A 15,249-nucleotide genomic window follows, 5' to 3' on the forward strand; every position below is an offset into this window, starting at 1 on the left:
GCCGCCGTGGCGGTGACGGTGCCGCGGGCGGTGCCCGTTGTTTCCGCCGGAAGGCCCGCTAATCTTGGGGCCTGCCCCGACAATGTCACCCCGACCCGGACACGAACCCCACACCCGGCGGAGCGCGAGTGAACGCCCCAGCCCTCTTCTCCACACGGTCTCTCGAACTCCAGGCCCGCGTACGCGAGTTCATGGAGGCACACGTTCACCCGAACGAGGAGACGTTCGATCGGGAACTCGACGCGGCGGAGAACCGGTTCTCCACGCCTCCGGTCCTCGAGACGCTGAAGGGGCGGGCGCGAGACGAGGGACTGTGGAACCTCTTCCTCCCTCCCGATGCGGAGCCGGGACGCGGCCGGGACGCCGGTTCGGCGGGCGCGGGTCTGTCGAATCTCGAATACGCGCTCATCTGCGAGGTGATGGGACGCGTGGAATGGGCGCCCGAGGTCTTCAACTGCAACGCGCCCGATACGGGCAACATGGAGACGCTGGCCCGCTACGGGACGCCGGCGCAGCGGAAGGAGTGGCTCGAGCCGCTGCTGGCGGGGGAGATCCGCTCGTCGTTCGCGATGACGGAGCCGGACGTCGCCTCGTCGGACGCGACGAACATCCGCTCGTCCATCGTCCGCGAAGGCGATGAGTGGGTCATCAACGGCCACAAGTGGTGGGCGACGCAGGCCCCCCGGGCGGAGTGCCGGCTGTTCATCTTCATGGGAAAGACGGACCCGGACGCGGCGCGCCACCGGCAGCAGTCGATGGTGCTGGTGCCCCGCGACGCCGCCGGCATCGAGGTCGTGCGGCCGCTCGGCGTGTTCGGCTACGACAGCGCCCCGGTCGGCCACGGCGAGGTGCGCTTCACCGACGTCCGCGTGCCCGCCGGGAACATGCTCCTCGGCCCGGGCCGCGGGTTCGAGATCGCGCAGGGCCGCCTCGGCCCCGGCCGCATCCACCACTGCATGCGGCTCATCGGCGTCGCCGAGCGCGCGATCGAGGACATGGCCGAGCGCGCGAGGACCCGCGTCGCCTTCTCCGGCCCCCTCGCCGAGAAGGGCGCCCTTCGCCACGCGCTCGCCGAATGCCGCATCGCCGTGGACCAGGCCCGGCTCCTCACCCTGCACGCCGCGCACATGATGGACACCGTCGGCAACAAGGCGGCCCGCCGCGAGATCGCGATGATCAAGGTCGTCGCGCCGCGCATGGCCTGCCGCGTCCTCGACCAGGCGATCCAGGTCCACGGCGCCCTCGGCGTGAGCCCGGACACCTGGCTCGCCGCGGCCTACGCACACTCCCGCACCCTGCGCCTCGCCGACGGCCCCGACGAGGTCCACCTCGAGGCGCTCGCGAAACTGGAACTGCGGGGCTCGCGGGAGTCGTAAGGGCCGCGACGGACCTCCGGACCGGCGGCCCCGCTCCAGCGGTCCAGGCGGACCTCAGGCGCGGCGGGCGAAGCTCCAGCCGGCTTCCGCCAGCATCGGCGCCTTGGCCCCGACTTCCAGCGCGTTCCGCGAACTCGCGTTGCCCTGGATCGCCCGCGCGTACACGCCCTGGCAGATCGAGGCCAGGCGGAAGAGGCCGAAGGCCATGAAGAACTCCCAGTCCGGCACCCCGTCGCGTCCCGTCCTGCGGCAGTACGCGGCCACGTAGTCCTCCTCGGACGGAATCCCCAGCGCCTCGCAGTCGATCTCCCCCAGCCCCTTCCACAGCGGCCCCTCGGGCAGGTGGTACGTCATGCAGTTGTAGGCGAGGTCGGCCAGCGGATGGCCCAGCGTCGACAACTCCCAGTCCACGATGGCGAGCACGCGCGGCTCCGTCGGGTGGAGGATCATGTTGTCGAGCCGGTAGTCGCCGTGGGCGATCGTCGTCTCCTCCTCGGACGCGTCGCTCGCGGGGATGTGCGCGGGCAGCCACTCGACGAGCGCCTCCATGGCGGGGATCGGGTCGGTGCGGGCCGCCTCGTACTGCCGCGTCCACACGGAGATCTGCCGAGCGACGTAGTGCGACGCTTTCCCGTAGTCCTCCAGACCGACGGCCGCCCAGTCGACGGCATGGAGCCGCGCCAGAGACTCGTTCATCGCGTCGTAGATCGCCGCCCTCTCGGCGGGAGAGTCGACCTCGGGCAGGCCCGGGGCCGACGGCACGCGTCCTTCCACGTGCTCCATGACGAAAAACGCCTGCCCGATCACGCCGGGGTCCTCGCACAGGTGGATCATGCCCGGGACGGGCACACCGCTGTCCGCGAGCGCGTTCATCACGCGGTACTCGCGCTCGATGAGGTGCGCGGAGGGGAGAAGATCGCCTGGGGGCTTCTTCCTGAGCACGAAGTACCGGCCCCCCGCTTCGAGCCGATAGGTGGGGTTCGACTGACCGCCCTGGTACTGGAGCGCCCTCAGCCCGCCCCCGAACTCCCGCAGCCCCCGGGCGCGCAGGTAGCTCGCGAGCCGCCGTTCGTCGAACCGGTGCGTCGCCGTAACAGGTCCCAGGGTAGCCAACGGGTGCCCTCCGTTCGGACGGGGCGATTCAGAGGATGATACTCACCGCACCGTGCCAGGCGAGGTCCTCCAGGTCGAGCACCGCGCGGCGGTACGCGATCCTCAGATCCCCGCCGTTCCTCCTGAGGATGTACTCGATAGCGCCGACGTAAGGTGCTCCCTCGCCGCTGCGGAAACGGTAGACCAGGACGTTTGCAGCGACCCGTAGTTCCCCGTCGCCGGTTTCGTCAACTCTCACGTTGGAAACGAACCGGCGGGTCCGCGACTGCGGAGACTCGCGGTGTGAATGGCGGCTGTTCAGCCGCGCCACCCGGGCGCGCAGGCGGACGATGTCGTCGTCGATGAACACGAGGTCGCGAGCGGGATCCCCTTCCGGCAGATCCGTGGAGGGGACCACGTACCGGGCGTCGTCCGTAAACAGATCGACCCACTCGTCCAACCTCCACTCGTCCAGGAGTGCCGCTTCCCTGAACAGGAAGTCCTCCACCTGATTCCGCAGGCTACCGGTCCTGCACATTGGTCGTGTTCCGGCCCTGCATGTGGGCGTGCCACTGCCGCCAGAATCCCCGCATCTGGAGTTCGTCCGACGTGCCCGGGCTCGGATTCAGCATGCCCCTCGAGATGTCGGACCACTCGGCCTCGGTGGCGCGGAAGCCGGCCTGACACGATTCGAGGACTTCGACGTCATCCGGCGTGGCAAAGCCGCCCGGTCCAAGGAACGTCAGATAACTGTCGAGTCGGGTGGCCAGCGCGGGACCCGACTCCTCCCGGGGCACGAGGTGCCAGGCCGTGACCTCCATTCTGTCGGGCGCCACGGGTTCGATGTACCGGATGCTGATGGCCACGAAGTCCATGATCAGCAGGTTCGGATAGATGAGCAGATTCCGGGACGTGTCGGCCATCCGGTAGGTGCGCTCTTCCCCGTATTTTTCTACCAGCCGCCGGCGCACGAGCGAAATGCGCTCCCTCGCCTCCTCGCCGAAGATGGGGTGCCAGCGGGCGATGGGACGGCCGTTCCGGGAGATGTTCTCCGACACGCAGTGGCCGCCGCCCAGGGCCTTCGCTGCGCCCGGCGGACGAGCAGACACGGTGTCTCCGCTGTCGTCCGTCCCGAAACCGGCGATGTAGTCCACGTAGGTTCGGTGGGTCGGGAGCAGGTGGTATCCGTCGAGGCTGTTCTCCGCCAGCAGCTTCCAGTTGGCCTTGATCGTGTACCTGTTGGAACCGGGAACGACCCGCATGCCCTCCTCGGCCTGGTCGACGACCAGGTCAAGGTAGTCTCGGGCCCCCGCCAGGTAGGTGACCAGGTCTTCGACATGCGGGTTGAAGCTCACGAAATGGAAGCCCCGGTAGCTGTCGACTCTGGGTGGTGCCTTCAGGCAGAACTCCGTCCGGTCGAAGTGGGGGCCGTAGGCATCTTCGCCGGGGACGCCGATCAGATCGCCGTCGGTGCTGAACGACCAGGCGTGATAGAAGCACTGCAGGACCCCGGCGTTCCCGGCGTCGCGGCGGCAGATCATCGCGCCGCGGTGCGGACAGGAATTGAGGAACACCCGCACCTGACCGTCCTTGCCGCGGATGAAGAACAGCGGTCGGCCGGCGACGGTGCGGCGGCGGTAGTCTCCCGGGGCCTCCACTTCCGATTCGTGCCCCAGGTAGATCCAGCAGCGGTCGAGAATCCGTTCCCGTTCCTGCTCGAACAGACCGGCGGACGTCATGCACGACCGGTGGACCCGGAAAACCCCGCGATCCCGGTCGTCGACGATCAGATCCTTGATGTCCACCGACGGTTTGCTAGCCGGGACGCCCCGTCATCCAGTCCCATGCGTGGACATGGCATTCGGCGAATACGTTCGCCTTGGCGAAGGGGCTGTCGGCCAGGAACGCGCGCGCCGCCTCGACCGAGGGTGCCTCCATCACGATCAGCCGTCCGACAATGCTCTCGCCATCGTCGCCGAGCGTGGGCCCGCCGTGATGCACGACGACATCCGGGTGGGCCGGATGACTGCGGAGATACTCAAGGAACGCCGGGCGCGTTTCGTCCCGCGCCTGCGCCGCCCCGGGTTTATCGGTGATGAATGCAGCGACGTACATGGACGCACCTCTCTGGCCTGTGTCCCATCACGGTTGGTATCCCACCGCTCAAGCCGTCAAGCTGCGGTCCCGGTTGCGGTTCACGCAACGCTCGACGGGGGACGGTTGTCAGCGGCGGGTTCCCGGTGGAACGTATGTCGTCAGCAGTTCCGGTAACACTCGAACGGAGGCGTGAATGCCCTCTCCCGTGATCATCGGCGTCGTGGTCGTCTACCTCCTCTTCCTCCTCGTCATCGGCGTGTGGGGCGGCAAGGAATCGCACGACGTGAAGGGCTACTACGCGGCGGGCAAGAAACTCCCGTCGTGGGTCCTCGCCTTCTCGTCGAACGCGACCGGCGAGAGCGCCTGGCTCCTGCTCGGGCTCACGGGGATCGGGTACGCCCTCGGCATGCACGCGCTGTGGGTCGTGCTGGGCGAGGTGCTCGGCGTCGCGCTCGCGTGGGCCTTCGTGGCGCGGCCGTTCAAGGCGTTCACCGACCGCTACGGCTCGATCACCGTCCCCGACTACCTCGAGGACCGCTTCCGGGACAAGACGCACAGCTTCCGCATCGTCGGGGCCGTCATCGTCCTCTCGATGGTCGCCTTCTACGTGGGAGCGCAACTCACGGCGACCGGCAAGGCGTTCGACTCCTTCCTCGGCACCGGCTACGGCGTGGGCGTCGGGCTCGGCCTCGCGGTGGTCCTCTTCTACACCGTCGTGGGCGGGTTCAAGGCGGTCGCCTACTCCGACTTCGCCCAGGGCGTGCTCATGTTCGCGTGCCTCCTCGTCCTGCCGTTCGTCGGCATCGGCGCGGTGGGAGGCTGGGGCGCGCTCATGGACGGGCTGCGCGCGGCCGAGCCTCTCGCCGTGTTCGAGGGACTGCAGGCGTCCGGCCCGGACCTCCTGCGGCTCGGCGGCGGGCTGGGACTCACGCCGCTCGGGATCGCGAGCGCGGCCGGGTTCGTGGGCGTCGGACTCGCGTTCCTCGGCGCCCCGCAGCTCCTCGCGCGCTTCCTCGCGGCGCGGGACCAGCGCGAGATCCGGAAGGCGGGGCCGATCGCCGTCGGCTGCATCATCGTGTTCGACCTGGGGGCCGTGTTCACCGGGATGGCCGCCCGCGTCCTCTACCCGGCCCTCGCCGACCCCGAGACGGCCCTCCCCGCCATGGCCGCGGGACTCCTGCCCGACCTGTTCACGGGCCTCGTCCTCGTCGTCGTCCTCGCCGCCATCATGTCGACCGCCGATTCGCTGCTGATCCTCGCCTCCTCCGCGGCGGTGCGGGACGTCTATCAGAAGATCTTCCGGCCGGACGCCCGGCAGCGGGCGCTTTCGGTGCTGGGGAAGGCCGTGACGGTCGTGCTGGGCGTGACCGGACTGCTGCTCGCGCTCACCGCGGAGCGGGCGATCTTCTGGTTCGTCCTCTTCGCCTGGTCCGGCCTCGCGGCGGCGTTCGCCCCGGTCGTGCTGTGCTCGCTCTTCTGGGCCCGCACCACGCGCGCGGGCGCGCTCGCCGGCATGATCGCCGGCTTCCTCGTCACGATGCTGTGGGTCGTCCTCTTCAAGGAGGGCTTCTACGACCTGTACGAGATGCTGCCGGGGTTCGCGGCCGGCTTCGCCGTCACCATCGGCGTCAGCCTGTTCACCCAGCCCCCCGACGGCGCGGCCGAGGAACTCGCCGCCATCCGCGAGGAAGTCCGCCGCGCCTAGCCAGCCCCGGTCGACCCGGGGCTGGCCCGCTGACCTGCAGGTCCCAGCGCCTTACACGCGGGCGGCGATCACTCCGAGGAGGCGGTCGACGTCGTCGCGGTTGTTGAACATCGCGACGGCGGCGCGGAGGAGGTCCCCTCCCTCCTGGAACGTGAAGAACACGCCTTCCGCGCGCAGGGCGTCGCCGAGTTCGTCCGGGTCCATCCCGTGGTAGAAGCTCACGATCGGTGACGGGTTGGCGGGCGGCGTGAACAGCTTCATGCCGAGGTCCGCGGCCCCCTCCCGGAGCTGGCCGGCGAGCGCGTGCGTGTGTTCGGCGATCCGCGCCAGCCCTACCTCGTCGATGAAGCCGAGGGCGGCGTCCATGGCCGCGACGGGGCCGAAGGCGAGGCTCCCGTGCTCGAACTTCCGCGCGTCCGTCCTCAGCCGGTACTGGTGTTCCGGGAGCGTCTCGGCCACCTGAGCGTGGCCGAAGCGGTCGGGCTGCATCCAGTCGTGGTGCTCGCTCCGCGCGTACAGGATCGAGCATCCGAAGTCGGCATGGAGCCACTTGTACCCGTTGCCGCAGGCGAAATCGACGTTCTCGGCGTGCAGGTTCGTCGGGAAGGTACCGAACGCCTGGATCCCATCGGCGAACAGGTACCCGCCTCTGGCGTGCGCGATCTCGGCCAGCGCCGGCAGGTCGTACCGGAACCCGTTTCGATTCGAGACCCACGCCACGCTGATGAGCCGCGTGCGGTCGTCGGTGTAGGCGTCGTAGTCCTCGGGGTGGGCGCGGCCCTCGCGCGAGGGGATGATCCGGAGTTCGACGCCCTCCCGCTTCTCGAGTTCCCGGTAGACGACGAAGGCGGTGGTGAAGTGGAGTTCGTCGATGACGACGTTGTCGCCCGGCCGCCAGTCGACGGAGTTGGCCACGATGTTCTCGCCGTCGCTCGTGTTGAAGAGGAAGGCGATCTCCTGCTCGTCCGCGCCGAACAGCGTGGCGAAGCGGCTCCGCGCGCGGTCCACGGCGCGCCTGCGGCTCGCGGGATCCCGATACGTCATCTTCTCGTCCGCGTAGGCGACGAGCGCCTCGCGGACCGGAAGCGGAAGCGGGCCCGTGGAAGCCGTGTTCAGATAGGCGAATTCCTCCGTGACCGGGAACTGGCCCCGGATCCCCAGCGGGTCATCATCCGAACGAGGGCCGGCTTTCAGACCCGCCCCGGGTGCGGCGTCAGCGGTCCTCGGGTCGGTCGCGGCGAGGGCCGGCGCGGCCGGGAGCGCGAGCCCCGCGGCGGCGGCCGTCCTGACGAAGTTGCGGCGGCTCCACTCGGTCATCCGTCCCTCCTGATCCTTCTCGTACCCGGTCTGTCACAGACCCCCGAAACGCCCCTCGGAACGTACGTCCACAACCCGTTCGCGGGACAGCGAAGCACCGCAAGCACGTTCCCGCGGGAACGCGGGCCAACCCACAGGCCGTGGACCGAGCCGTGGGTCGAGCCGTGGACCGGGACCCTCGGCGGTGCTTAGTGTCGTGGGCGGTCTCATCTCTCCAGTCTCCATGAATCGAAACGGGAGCCGGACCATGTCGAAGCTCATCATCGCCGCCCTCGCGGCGGGTGTCCTCTGGAGCGCGGCGCCGGGCGACCGCCCGGACAACCCGCCGGCCACCTACATCTCCGCGGCCGACATCCTCGCCACGATCGCGAACGCGCCGGAGGGCCGGGTCAGCGACCAGCAGATCCGGCACATCGACGCGGGCGGACACAACGCCGGGGTCGGCGTCGTCCAGCGCCCGCCGACCACCTCGCTCGGGGCGATCCAGCACCACCAGCAGACCGAGGTCTACTACGTCGTCTCGGGCCGCGGCACGCTGGTGACGGGCGGCGAACTGTCCAACGCGCGGGAACTGGACCCGGAGGGACAGACGGTGCGGACGCTCACCGGCCCCAGCGCCGTGGGCGGGATCGTGGGCGGGGAGAGCCAGGAGATCGGCCCGGGCGACATGCTCATCATTCCGGCGGGGTCGCCGCACGGCTTCAGCGAGATCACGGAGACGATCACCTACATCGTCGTGCGCGTGGACCCCGAGCAACTGGTCGAGCTAAAGTAGCGTGGATCATTCGCTTCTCGGCTATCTGAGGGATCGGAGGGACGCAGGATGAGCGACCTCACGCGGCGTGACTTCATGGCGGTCTCCGGCCTCGCGGCGGGCGGCGCGGCGCTGGCGGGCTGCGGCCCCGGAGGCGCCGGAGGGGGATCCGGCGCCGCCGCCGGCACCGGGGCGGGAGGCGCCGCGGACCTCGTCGTCCGCGACGCGACCGTCTACACCGTGGACGACGACCTGCCGCGCGCCGAGGCGTTCGCCGTCAAGAGCGGACGCTTCCTCGCCGTGGGCTCGAGCGACGACGTCTCGAACCTCATCGGCGCCGGCACCGACGTCATCGATGCCGCCGGCCACACCGTCGTCCCCGGCTTCATCGACGCCCACAACCATCCCTTCTACTCCGGCACCAAGCACCTCAAGCAGGTGAGCCTCGACGTGCGCTCCATCGAAGGCATCAAGAGCGCGCTGAGCGAGCGTGCCCAGAACACGCCACCGGGCCAGTGGGTGCAGGGCTTCCTCTACGACGACACGAAGCTCGAGGACGGGCGTCCGCTGACGCGCGCGGATATCGACGACGCGGTCCCGGACCACCCCGTCTCCGTCACCCACCGCGGCGGCCACACCGGCGTCTACAACTCCCGGGCGTTCGAACTCGCCGGAATCACCGCGGACACCCCCGACCCGCCCGGCGGAAAGTACTACAAGGAGAACGGCGAACTCACCGGACGCGTCGCGGAACACGCCAAGGACCCGCTCGAAAGCCTCATCCCCGCGGGGACGACGCGCGCGGAGCGGCAGGAGAGCATCCGCCTCATCGGCGAGCGCATGGCCGCGGCCGGCCTCACCTCCGTCCACGAGACCGGCGCCGGCAATGATCTCGTGAGCTATCAGGACGCCTACGAGGCGGGCGAACTCCGCTTCCGCGCCTACGTCTTCCCCAACGCGGGCGACGCTTCCTTCCTCTTCGCTTCCCTCAAGGCTGCGGGCATCCGGACCGGCTTCGGGGACGAGTGGGTGAGAGTCGGCGGGATCAAGTACGTGGCGGACGGCTCCGCCTCCGAGCGCACGATGGCCATGTCAACGCCCTACGTCGGACGCCCCGACGACTTCGGCATCCTCACAATGGATCAGGAGGGGATCCACCACGCGGTGGACGACGCGGTCCGGAACGGATGGCAGATCGGGATCCACGCGAACGGCGATCTCGCGATCGACATGTGCCTCACCGCCTTCGAGCGCGCGCAGCGCGAGATGCCGCAGGCCGACCCCCGCTTCCGCCTCGAGCACTGCTCGCTCGTGAACGACGATCTCCTGCGCAGGATCCGGGACGTGGGCGCGATCCCCACGCCGTTCTACACCTACGTCCACTTCCACGGCAACAAGTGGGGCGAGTACGGCGCCGAGAAGATGGAGTGGATGTTCGCGCACCGGCGGTTCATCGACTACGGGATCCCCGTGGCGGGCGCCTCCGACTATCCGCCCGGGCCCTTCGAGACGCTGATGGGCATCCAGAGCATGGTCACGCGTACCGACATGCAGGGGCGCGAGTGGGGCCCGAGCCAGAAGATCACGGTCGAGGAGGCGCTCCGCGTATGCACGATCAACGGAGCCCACGCCGCGTTCGAGGAGGGGATCAAGGGATCGATCACCGCGGGCAAGCTGGCGGATTTCGTGATCCTCGCGGAGGACCCGCACACGGCCGACCCGTTCGCGATCAAGGAGATCGAGATTCTGCGCACCGTCGTCGGCGGACGCGCGACATACGAGGCCTGAGGAGACGAAGATGAGCGAGGTCAATCGCCGGGAGTTCATGGCCCTTTCCGGGCTCGCGGCCGGGGGCGCGGCCCTGGCGGGCTGCGGGACGCAGGGCGGGAGCGGCGGACAGGCCGGCGCCGGCGGCTCCGCGCACGCCGACCAGGTCGTGACCAACGCGACCGTCTACACGGTGGACGACGCGAACCCGCGGGCCGAGGCGCTCGCCGTGAAGAACGGGCGCTTCCTCGCCGCGGGCTCGAACGACGACATCGCGAACCTCATCGGACCCGGCACGGAGCGCATCGACGCGGGCGGCGCCACCGTCGTCCCCGGCTTCATCGACGCGCACAACCATCCCTCCTCCGCGGGCATGCGCCACCTCACGCAGGTGGACATGAACATCCGCACGATCGAGGGAATGAAGTCCGCCCTCCGCGAGCGCGCGCAGAACACGCCTCCCGGCGAGTGGGTCGTCGGCTTCCTCTACGACGACACGAAGATCGAGGAGGGGCGCCCGCTCAACCGGCGCGACATCGACGAGGCCGTCCCCGACCATCCCGTCCAGGTCACGCACCGGGGCGGACACACGAGCGTCTACAACTCGAAGGCGTTCGAACTCGCCGGGATCACCGTCGACACGCCCGACCCGACGGGCGGACACTTCTACCGCGAGGACGGCGAACTCACGGGCAAGGTCGCCTCGCTCGCGCGCCGCCCGCTGCAGCGCCTCGTCCCCGGCGGGAGCACGCGGGACGACCGCCAGGCCGGCGTCGCCCTCATCGGCCAACTGATGTCCGCGGCCGGCATCACCTCCGTGCACGAGACGGGCGGGAACAGCCAGGGCCTGACCGCGCTGCAGGACGCCTACGACGCGGGGGACCTCCGCTTCCGCATGTACTACTTCCCCTCCGGCGGCAGCCTGCTCTTCTCGGCGCTCAAGCAGGCGGGGGTTCGCACCGGCTTCGGCGACGAGAACCTGCGCATCGGCGCGGTCAAGTACAGCGCGGACGGCTCCGCCTCGGAGCGCACGATGGCGATGCGCACCCCGTACGTCGGGCGCCCGGACGACTACGGCATCAGCACCATGACCCAGGAGGACATCCACCGGGCGGTGGACGACGCCGTCGGCGCCGGTTTCCAGATCGCGATCCACGCGAACGGCGACAAGACGATCGACATGTGCCTCAACGCGTACGAGCGGGTCCAGCGCGAGATGCCGCAGGCCGACCCCCGCTTCCGCCTCGAGCACTGCTCGCTGGTGGACGATCCGCTCCTCCAGCGGATCAAGGACATCGGCGCCATCCCCACCCCCTTCTACACCTACATCCACTTCCACGGGAACAAGTGGGGCGAGTACGGGACGGAGAAGATGGAGTGGATGTTCGCGCACCGCCGATTCCTCGACTACGACATCCCCGTGGCGGGCGCGTCCGACTACCCGCCGGGGCCGTTCGAGGCGCTGATGGCGATCCAGAGCATGGTCACGCGCACGGACATGCAGGGACGCGAGTGGGGTCCGAGCCAGAGGATCTCCGTCCCGGAGGCGCTCCGCATCTGCACGATCAACGGAGCCCACGCCTCCTTCGAGGAGCACATCAAGGGCTCGATCACCGAGGGGAAGCTGGCGGACTACGTCATCCTGGGCGACGATCCCCACACGGCCGACCCGTACGCGATCAAGGAGATCGAAGTCGTCCGCACCGTCCTCGGCGGCCGCACCACCCACGAAGCCTGACCGCGCGCCGTCCGAGACAGCCAACCCAAAGCCTGGAGTCGTCATGAGTGACGTTCTTCTCGTCGAGAAGCTCGACGGACATATCGCCAAGCTCACGGTCAACCGGCCGGAGAAGCTCAACGCGCTGAACGGCGCCGTCCGCTGCGCCATCTTCGGCGCCCTCGACCGCCTGGCGGCGGACGACGAGGTCCGCGTCGTCATCATCACGGGGGCGGGCGACCGCTCCTTCATCGCGGGCGCCGACATCTCGGAGTTCAAGGACGCGCGTCCCGTCGAGCAGTACCGCAGCATGACGCGCGGCGACATGTACAGCGCGATCGAATCCTTCCCCAAGCCCGTCATCGCGATGATCAACGGCTTCTGCCTCGGCGGCGGCTGCGAACTGGCGATGTCGTGCGACATGCGCGTGGCCTCGACCTCGGCCCGCATCGGCCAGCCGGAGATCAACCTCGGACTCATCCCCGGCGCCGGCGGCACGCAGCGCCTTCCCCGCCTGGTCGGCGAGGGCTGGGCGATGCGGCTCGTCATGAGCGGCGAGCTGATCCCGGGGGAGAAGGCCGAGCAGATCGGCCTCGTGGAGGCGGCCGTCGCCCCCGAGGAACTCGAGGGTCACGTGATGGAACTCGCGTCGAACATCGCGAGCCGCAGCCCGGTCGCGCTTCAGGCGGCCAAGGAGTCCATCCTCGCCGCGCGGCGGATGCCGCTGGATGAGGGGCTGAAGTTCGAGCGGAGCTGGTTCTCGCTCCTCTTCTCGACGGACGACATGGCGGAGGGCGTGGGCGCCTTCCTGGAGAAGCGGAAGCCCGAGTTCAGGGGTTCCTGAGCGGGATCCTCACGGGACGCCGACGGCGCGGCGATTGCCCGGCGCGGCTGGCAGCCGGTGGCGGTGCGGCTGCGAGCGCGCGGCGGGCTACCGTCGCGAGGCTAGGACGCCGGCGTTACGACGCTGACGAAGCGGCGGCCTCGCCGGCGGTGGAATTCGACCTGCCCATCGGCGAGCGCGAACAGCGTGTCGTCCTTCCCCCGGCCGACGTTGCGACCCGGGTGGAAGGGCGTCCCCCGCTGCCGGATGAGGATGTTGCCCGCGACCACGTGCTCGCCGCCGTACTTCTTGACGCCGAGGTACTGCGGGTTCGAATCGCGTCCGTTGCGGCTGGAGCCGACACCTTTCTTGTGCGCCATCAGTCGCCTTCCTTCGCCGCAATGGCCTTGTCCACGTCGCTCTTGAGGATGCGGCCGTCCTTGCCCGTCCCCTCGATCGCGCCCAGGTCGAGTCCGTGCTCCTCCGCCAGCTTCCGCGCGACGGGCGTGATGTCCACCGACGCCGGCTCGGCGGCCTCGGGTGCGGCTTCGGCTTTCGGGGCGGCCTTCGGCTTCGGAGCGGCCTTGGGCTTCGGAGCCGCGGCCGCCGGCTTCGCCACCGCCTCCTGCGGCTCGCCGGGCAGATCGATGCCGAGGATCCGGATCTCCGTGTAGCCCTGGCGGTGGCCCTGCTTCCGCCGGTAGCCCTTCCGCCGCTTCATCTTGTAGACGATGATCTTGTCGCCGCGCCCGTGGCTCACGACCTCGGCCGCGACCGAGGCGCCCGCCACGCACGGGGCTCCCACGTGGACGTCCCCGTCCTGCTCGGCGAGCAGCACGTCTTCGAACTTGACCGTGTCCCCGGGCTCGGCCGCGAGGGAGGGGATGCGGAGCACCTCATCCTCCACCGCGCGAAACTGCTTTCCCTGGGCTTTGAAAATCGCGTACATATCGTCAGATCACCGCCGGAATTCCACGAATTGCGAGCCGCTGAGATTACCCGCGGCGGGCGGATGTGTCAAAAGATGTACTTCTTCGTGACGTCGGCGTCGGCCGGGTGGGCGAGGAGCCGGAACTCGTCGAGACCGAGCAGAGGGTCGTCGCGCAGATCGATCGCGATCCCGCCGCTGTTCCTCATCCGGCCCAGGAACTCGCGTTCGCGCTCCAGCAGGTGGAGGGCGATCACCGGGTGCGTGAGAATCGTGATCCCGCTCTCCCGGCCGGCCGCGGCGACCCGGTCCAGCGCCCGCTCCAGCCGGCGCACCACCGTCTCGGAGGCGAGAATTCTCCCCGCGCCCTCGCAGTACGGACACGGTTCCATCATCCGCTGGTGCAGGCTGGGGCTCACGCGCTGCCGGCTGAGTTGCAGCAGGCCGAGTTCGGAGAGCCCGAATACCTTCGAGCGCGCGCGGTCGTGGCCCAGCAGCGTCCGCATCTGCTGCACGACCTTGTTGCGCGACTCCTCCTCGTTCATGTCGATGAAGTCGATGACGATGATCCCGCCCACGTCGCGCAGACGGAGCTGGCGGGCGATCTCCCCCGCCGCCTCGAGGTTCGTCTTGAGGATGGTCTTCGCCGGGTCGCGGCGGCCCGTGTAGCGCCCCGTGTTCACGTCGATCGAGACGAGGGCCTCGGTCTGTTCGATCACGACGTGGCCGCCGGACTTCAGGTGGACGGTGCGGCGGAACGCGCGCCGGATCTCCTCCTCGATCCCGAACTCGTCGAAGATGGGCGCCGTGCCCTCGTACCGGCTCACCCGCTCGAGCAGGTCCGGGTCCACCTGTCCCAGGTAGGAGCGGATCTCGTGATACAACTCCGCCGAATCCACCGTGAGCTGGTCGATCCGGTCGCTGAAGAGGTCGCGGATGATGCCGGACGTCAGCCGCGCGTCCTGGTAGACGAGGGCCGGCGCCTTCATCCCGTTCTGCCGCCGCCGCACCTTCCGCCACGTCTTGCGCAGCGACTTGAGTTCCCGCTCGCAGGCCTCCCTCGTCATCTCCTCGCCGACGGTCCGGACGATGACCCCGCCGTCGTCGCCGAGGATGTCCCGCACCATGCTTCGCAGATGCGCGCGCGTCTCCCGGTCGCCGATCTTGCGGCTCACGCCCACATGGGAAGAGTCCGGGATGTACACGAGGAAGCGGCCCGGGAGGGAGACCTGCGTCGTGACGCGGGCCCCCTTCGTGCCGATCGGCTCCTTCACGACCTGGACGAGGAGCGTCTGGTCCTTGCGGATCGTCTCCTCGATGCGGGGAGCGTTCTCGTTGCGCGCCCTCCGGCGCCCCCCGTTTCGTTCCCGTCCCCCGTTCCCGTCTTCGTCGGGATCTTCGTCGGACTGTAGATCGGAGGCGTGCAGGAAGGCGGACTTCTCGGCCCCGATGTCGACGAAGGCGGCCTGAAGTCCGGGCACGATCGCTTCGACCGCACCGAGATAGATATCGCCGGCGATGCGGCGCTCGTCGGGCCGTTCGTACATCAGCTCGACGAGCTTGCGGTCTTCTACGATCGCGACCCGTTTCTCGCGGGTCGTGGCGTTTACGACGATCTCGCGGCGCACGTCAGCACGCGCACGGGTTCGCCGCGCCCGATTGTGCTACCAGAG

At 69.3% G+C, this 15,249-nt stretch carries 14 protein-coding genes; 6 read left to right on the top strand and 8 right to left on the bottom strand.

Going from position 1 to position 15,249, the window contains the following annotated elements:
* The first annotated feature begins 128 nt into the window (after positions 1-128).
* Positions 129-1,376, top strand: a complete 1,248-nt coding sequence (locus ACOGI9_RS07615; protein ID WP_419856560.1) for an acyl-CoA dehydrogenase family protein — start codon at positions 129-131, stop codon at positions 1,374-1,376.
* A gap of 54 nt (positions 1,377-1,430) precedes the next feature.
* Here ACOGI9_RS07615 and ACOGI9_RS07620 read toward each other — a convergent pair whose 3' ends face one another.
* From ACOGI9_RS07620 to ACOGI9_RS07635, 4 genes are read right to left on the bottom strand one after another with little or no spacing between them, the layout of a single operon-like run.
* Positions 1,431-2,489: a phosphotransferase gene (locus tag ACOGI9_RS07620; RefSeq protein ID WP_419856561.1), complete on the bottom strand. Its 1,059-nt coding sequence runs from the start codon at positions 2,487-2,489 to the stop codon at positions 1,431-1,433.
* A 28-nt stretch (positions 2,490-2,517) separates the two neighbouring features.
* Positions 2,518-3,006, bottom strand: a complete 489-nt coding sequence (locus ACOGI9_RS07625) for an aromatic-ring-hydroxylating dioxygenase subunit beta (protein WP_419856562.1) — start codon at positions 3,004-3,006, stop codon at positions 2,518-2,520.
* Complete coding sequence (locus ACOGI9_RS07630; protein WP_419856563.1) at positions 2,990-4,273, bottom strand: aromatic ring-hydroxylating oxygenase subunit alpha; 1,284 nt, start codon at positions 4,271-4,273, stop codon at positions 2,990-2,992. Before ACOGI9_RS07630 ends, ACOGI9_RS07625 begins: the two co-directional genes overlap by 17 nt.
* Before the next feature lie 10 nt (positions 4,274-4,283).
* Entirely contained in the window at positions 4,284-4,583 is a 300-nt protein-coding gene (locus ACOGI9_RS07635) for a YciI family protein (RefSeq protein WP_419856564.1), read from the bottom strand.
* Positions 4,584-4,758: 175 nt separating this feature from the next.
* On the opposite strand from ACOGI9_RS07635, the gene ACOGI9_RS07640 reads away from it, so the two are divergent.
* Positions 4,759-6,270: a sodium/proline symporter gene (locus tag ACOGI9_RS07640; protein WP_419856565.1), complete on the top strand. Its 1,512-nt coding sequence runs from the start codon at positions 4,759-4,761 to the stop codon at positions 6,268-6,270.
* Between the two features lie 51 nt (positions 6,271-6,321).
* Here ACOGI9_RS07640 and ACOGI9_RS07645 read toward each other — a convergent pair whose 3' ends face one another.
* Positions 6,322-7,587, bottom strand: coding sequence for an aminotransferase class V-fold PLP-dependent enzyme (locus ACOGI9_RS07645; protein WP_419856566.1), 1,266 nt, complete (start codon positions 7,585-7,587; stop codon positions 6,322-6,324).
* Positions 7,588-7,834: 247 nt separating this feature from the next.
* Between ACOGI9_RS07645 and ACOGI9_RS07650 the strand changes: the two genes are divergently transcribed.
* Genes ACOGI9_RS07650 through ACOGI9_RS07665 form a run of 4 tightly spaced genes read left to right on the top strand, consistent with a single transcriptional unit; the run spans position 7,835 to position 12,669 of the window.
* Positions 7,835-8,362 (top strand): cupin domain-containing protein, encoded by a 528-nt coding sequence (locus tag ACOGI9_RS07650; protein ID WP_419856567.1) that lies wholly within the window; start codon positions 7,835-7,837, stop codon positions 8,360-8,362.
* Positions 8,363-8,410: 48 nt separating this feature from the next.
* Positions 8,411-10,129 (top strand): amidohydrolase, encoded by a 1,719-nt coding sequence (locus ACOGI9_RS07655; RefSeq protein ID WP_419856568.1) that lies wholly within the window; start codon positions 8,411-8,413, stop codon positions 10,127-10,129.
* 10 nt (positions 10,130-10,139) lie between these two features.
* Positions 10,140-11,846 (top strand): amidohydrolase, encoded by a 1,707-nt coding sequence (locus ACOGI9_RS07660; protein ID WP_419856569.1) that lies wholly within the window; start codon positions 10,140-10,142, stop codon positions 11,844-11,846.
* A gap of 43 nt (positions 11,847-11,889) precedes the next feature.
* Positions 11,890-12,669 (top strand): enoyl-CoA hydratase/isomerase family protein, encoded by a 780-nt coding sequence (locus tag ACOGI9_RS07665; protein WP_419856570.1) that lies wholly within the window; start codon positions 11,890-11,892, stop codon positions 12,667-12,669.
* A gap of 101 nt (positions 12,670-12,770) precedes the next feature.
* On the opposite strand, the gene rpmA is transcribed toward ACOGI9_RS07665, so the two are convergent.
* From rpmA to ACOGI9_RS07680, 3 genes are all read right to left on the bottom strand, one after another.
* On the bottom strand, positions 12,771-13,028 hold the full coding sequence (gene rpmA, locus ACOGI9_RS07670; protein ID WP_310777279.1) for a 50S ribosomal protein L27: 258 nt from the start codon (positions 13,026-13,028) through the stop codon (positions 12,771-12,773).
* A complete protein-coding gene (rplU, locus tag ACOGI9_RS07675) occupies positions 13,028-13,597 on the bottom strand; it encodes a 50S ribosomal protein L21 (RefSeq protein ID WP_419856571.1) in 570 nt (189 codons plus the stop codon). Before rplU ends, rpmA begins: the two co-directional genes overlap by 1 nt.
* Positions 13,598-13,665: 68 nt before the next feature.
* Positions 13,666-15,204, bottom strand: a complete 1,539-nt coding sequence (locus ACOGI9_RS07680) for an Rne/Rng family ribonuclease (protein WP_419856572.1) — start codon at positions 15,202-15,204, stop codon at positions 13,666-13,668.
* Positions 15,205-15,249 lie beyond the last annotated feature (45 nt).

Source organism: Candidatus Palauibacter irciniicola (genome assembly GCF_965208695.1).
Classification (GTDB): domain Bacteria; phylum Gemmatimonadota; class Gemmatimonadetes; order Palauibacterales; family Palauibacteraceae; genus Palauibacter; species Palauibacter irciniicola.

Excerpts from the sequence above, each read along its gene's own strand:
- ACOGI9_RS07625 (WP_419856562.1), bottom strand. The coding sequence starts at position 3,006 with ATGTGCAGGACCGGTAGCCTGCGGAATCAGGTGGAGGACTTCCTGTTC.
- ACOGI9_RS07635 (WP_419856564.1), bottom strand. The coding sequence starts at position 4,583 with ATGTACGTCGCTGCATTCATCACCGATAAACCCGGGGCGGCGCAGGCG.
- ACOGI9_RS07640 (WP_419856565.1), top strand. The coding sequence starts at position 4,759 with ATGCCCTCTCCCGTGATCATCGGCGTCGTGGTCGTCTACCTCCTCTTC.
- ACOGI9_RS07645 (WP_419856566.1), bottom strand. The coding sequence starts at position 7,587 with ATGACCGAGTGGAGCCGCCGCAACTTCGTCAGGACGGCCGCCGCCGCG.
- ACOGI9_RS07650 (WP_419856567.1), top strand. The coding sequence starts at position 7,835 with ATGTCGAAGCTCATCATCGCCGCCCTCGCGGCGGGTGTCCTCTGGAGC.
- ACOGI9_RS07655 (WP_419856568.1), top strand. The coding sequence starts at position 8,411 with ATGAGCGACCTCACGCGGCGTGACTTCATGGCGGTCTCCGGCCTCGCG.
- ACOGI9_RS07660 (WP_419856569.1), top strand. The coding sequence starts at position 10,140 with ATGAGCGAGGTCAATCGCCGGGAGTTCATGGCCCTTTCCGGGCTCGCG.
- ACOGI9_RS07665 (WP_419856570.1), top strand. The coding sequence starts at position 11,890 with ATGAGTGACGTTCTTCTCGTCGAGAAGCTCGACGGACATATCGCCAAG.
- rpmA (WP_310777279.1), bottom strand. The coding sequence starts at position 13,028 with ATGGCGCACAAGAAAGGTGTCGGCTCCAGCCGCAACGGACGCGATTCG.
- rplU (WP_419856571.1), bottom strand. The coding sequence starts at position 13,597 with ATGTACGCGATTTTCAAAGCCCAGGGAAAGCAGTTTCGCGCGGTGGAG.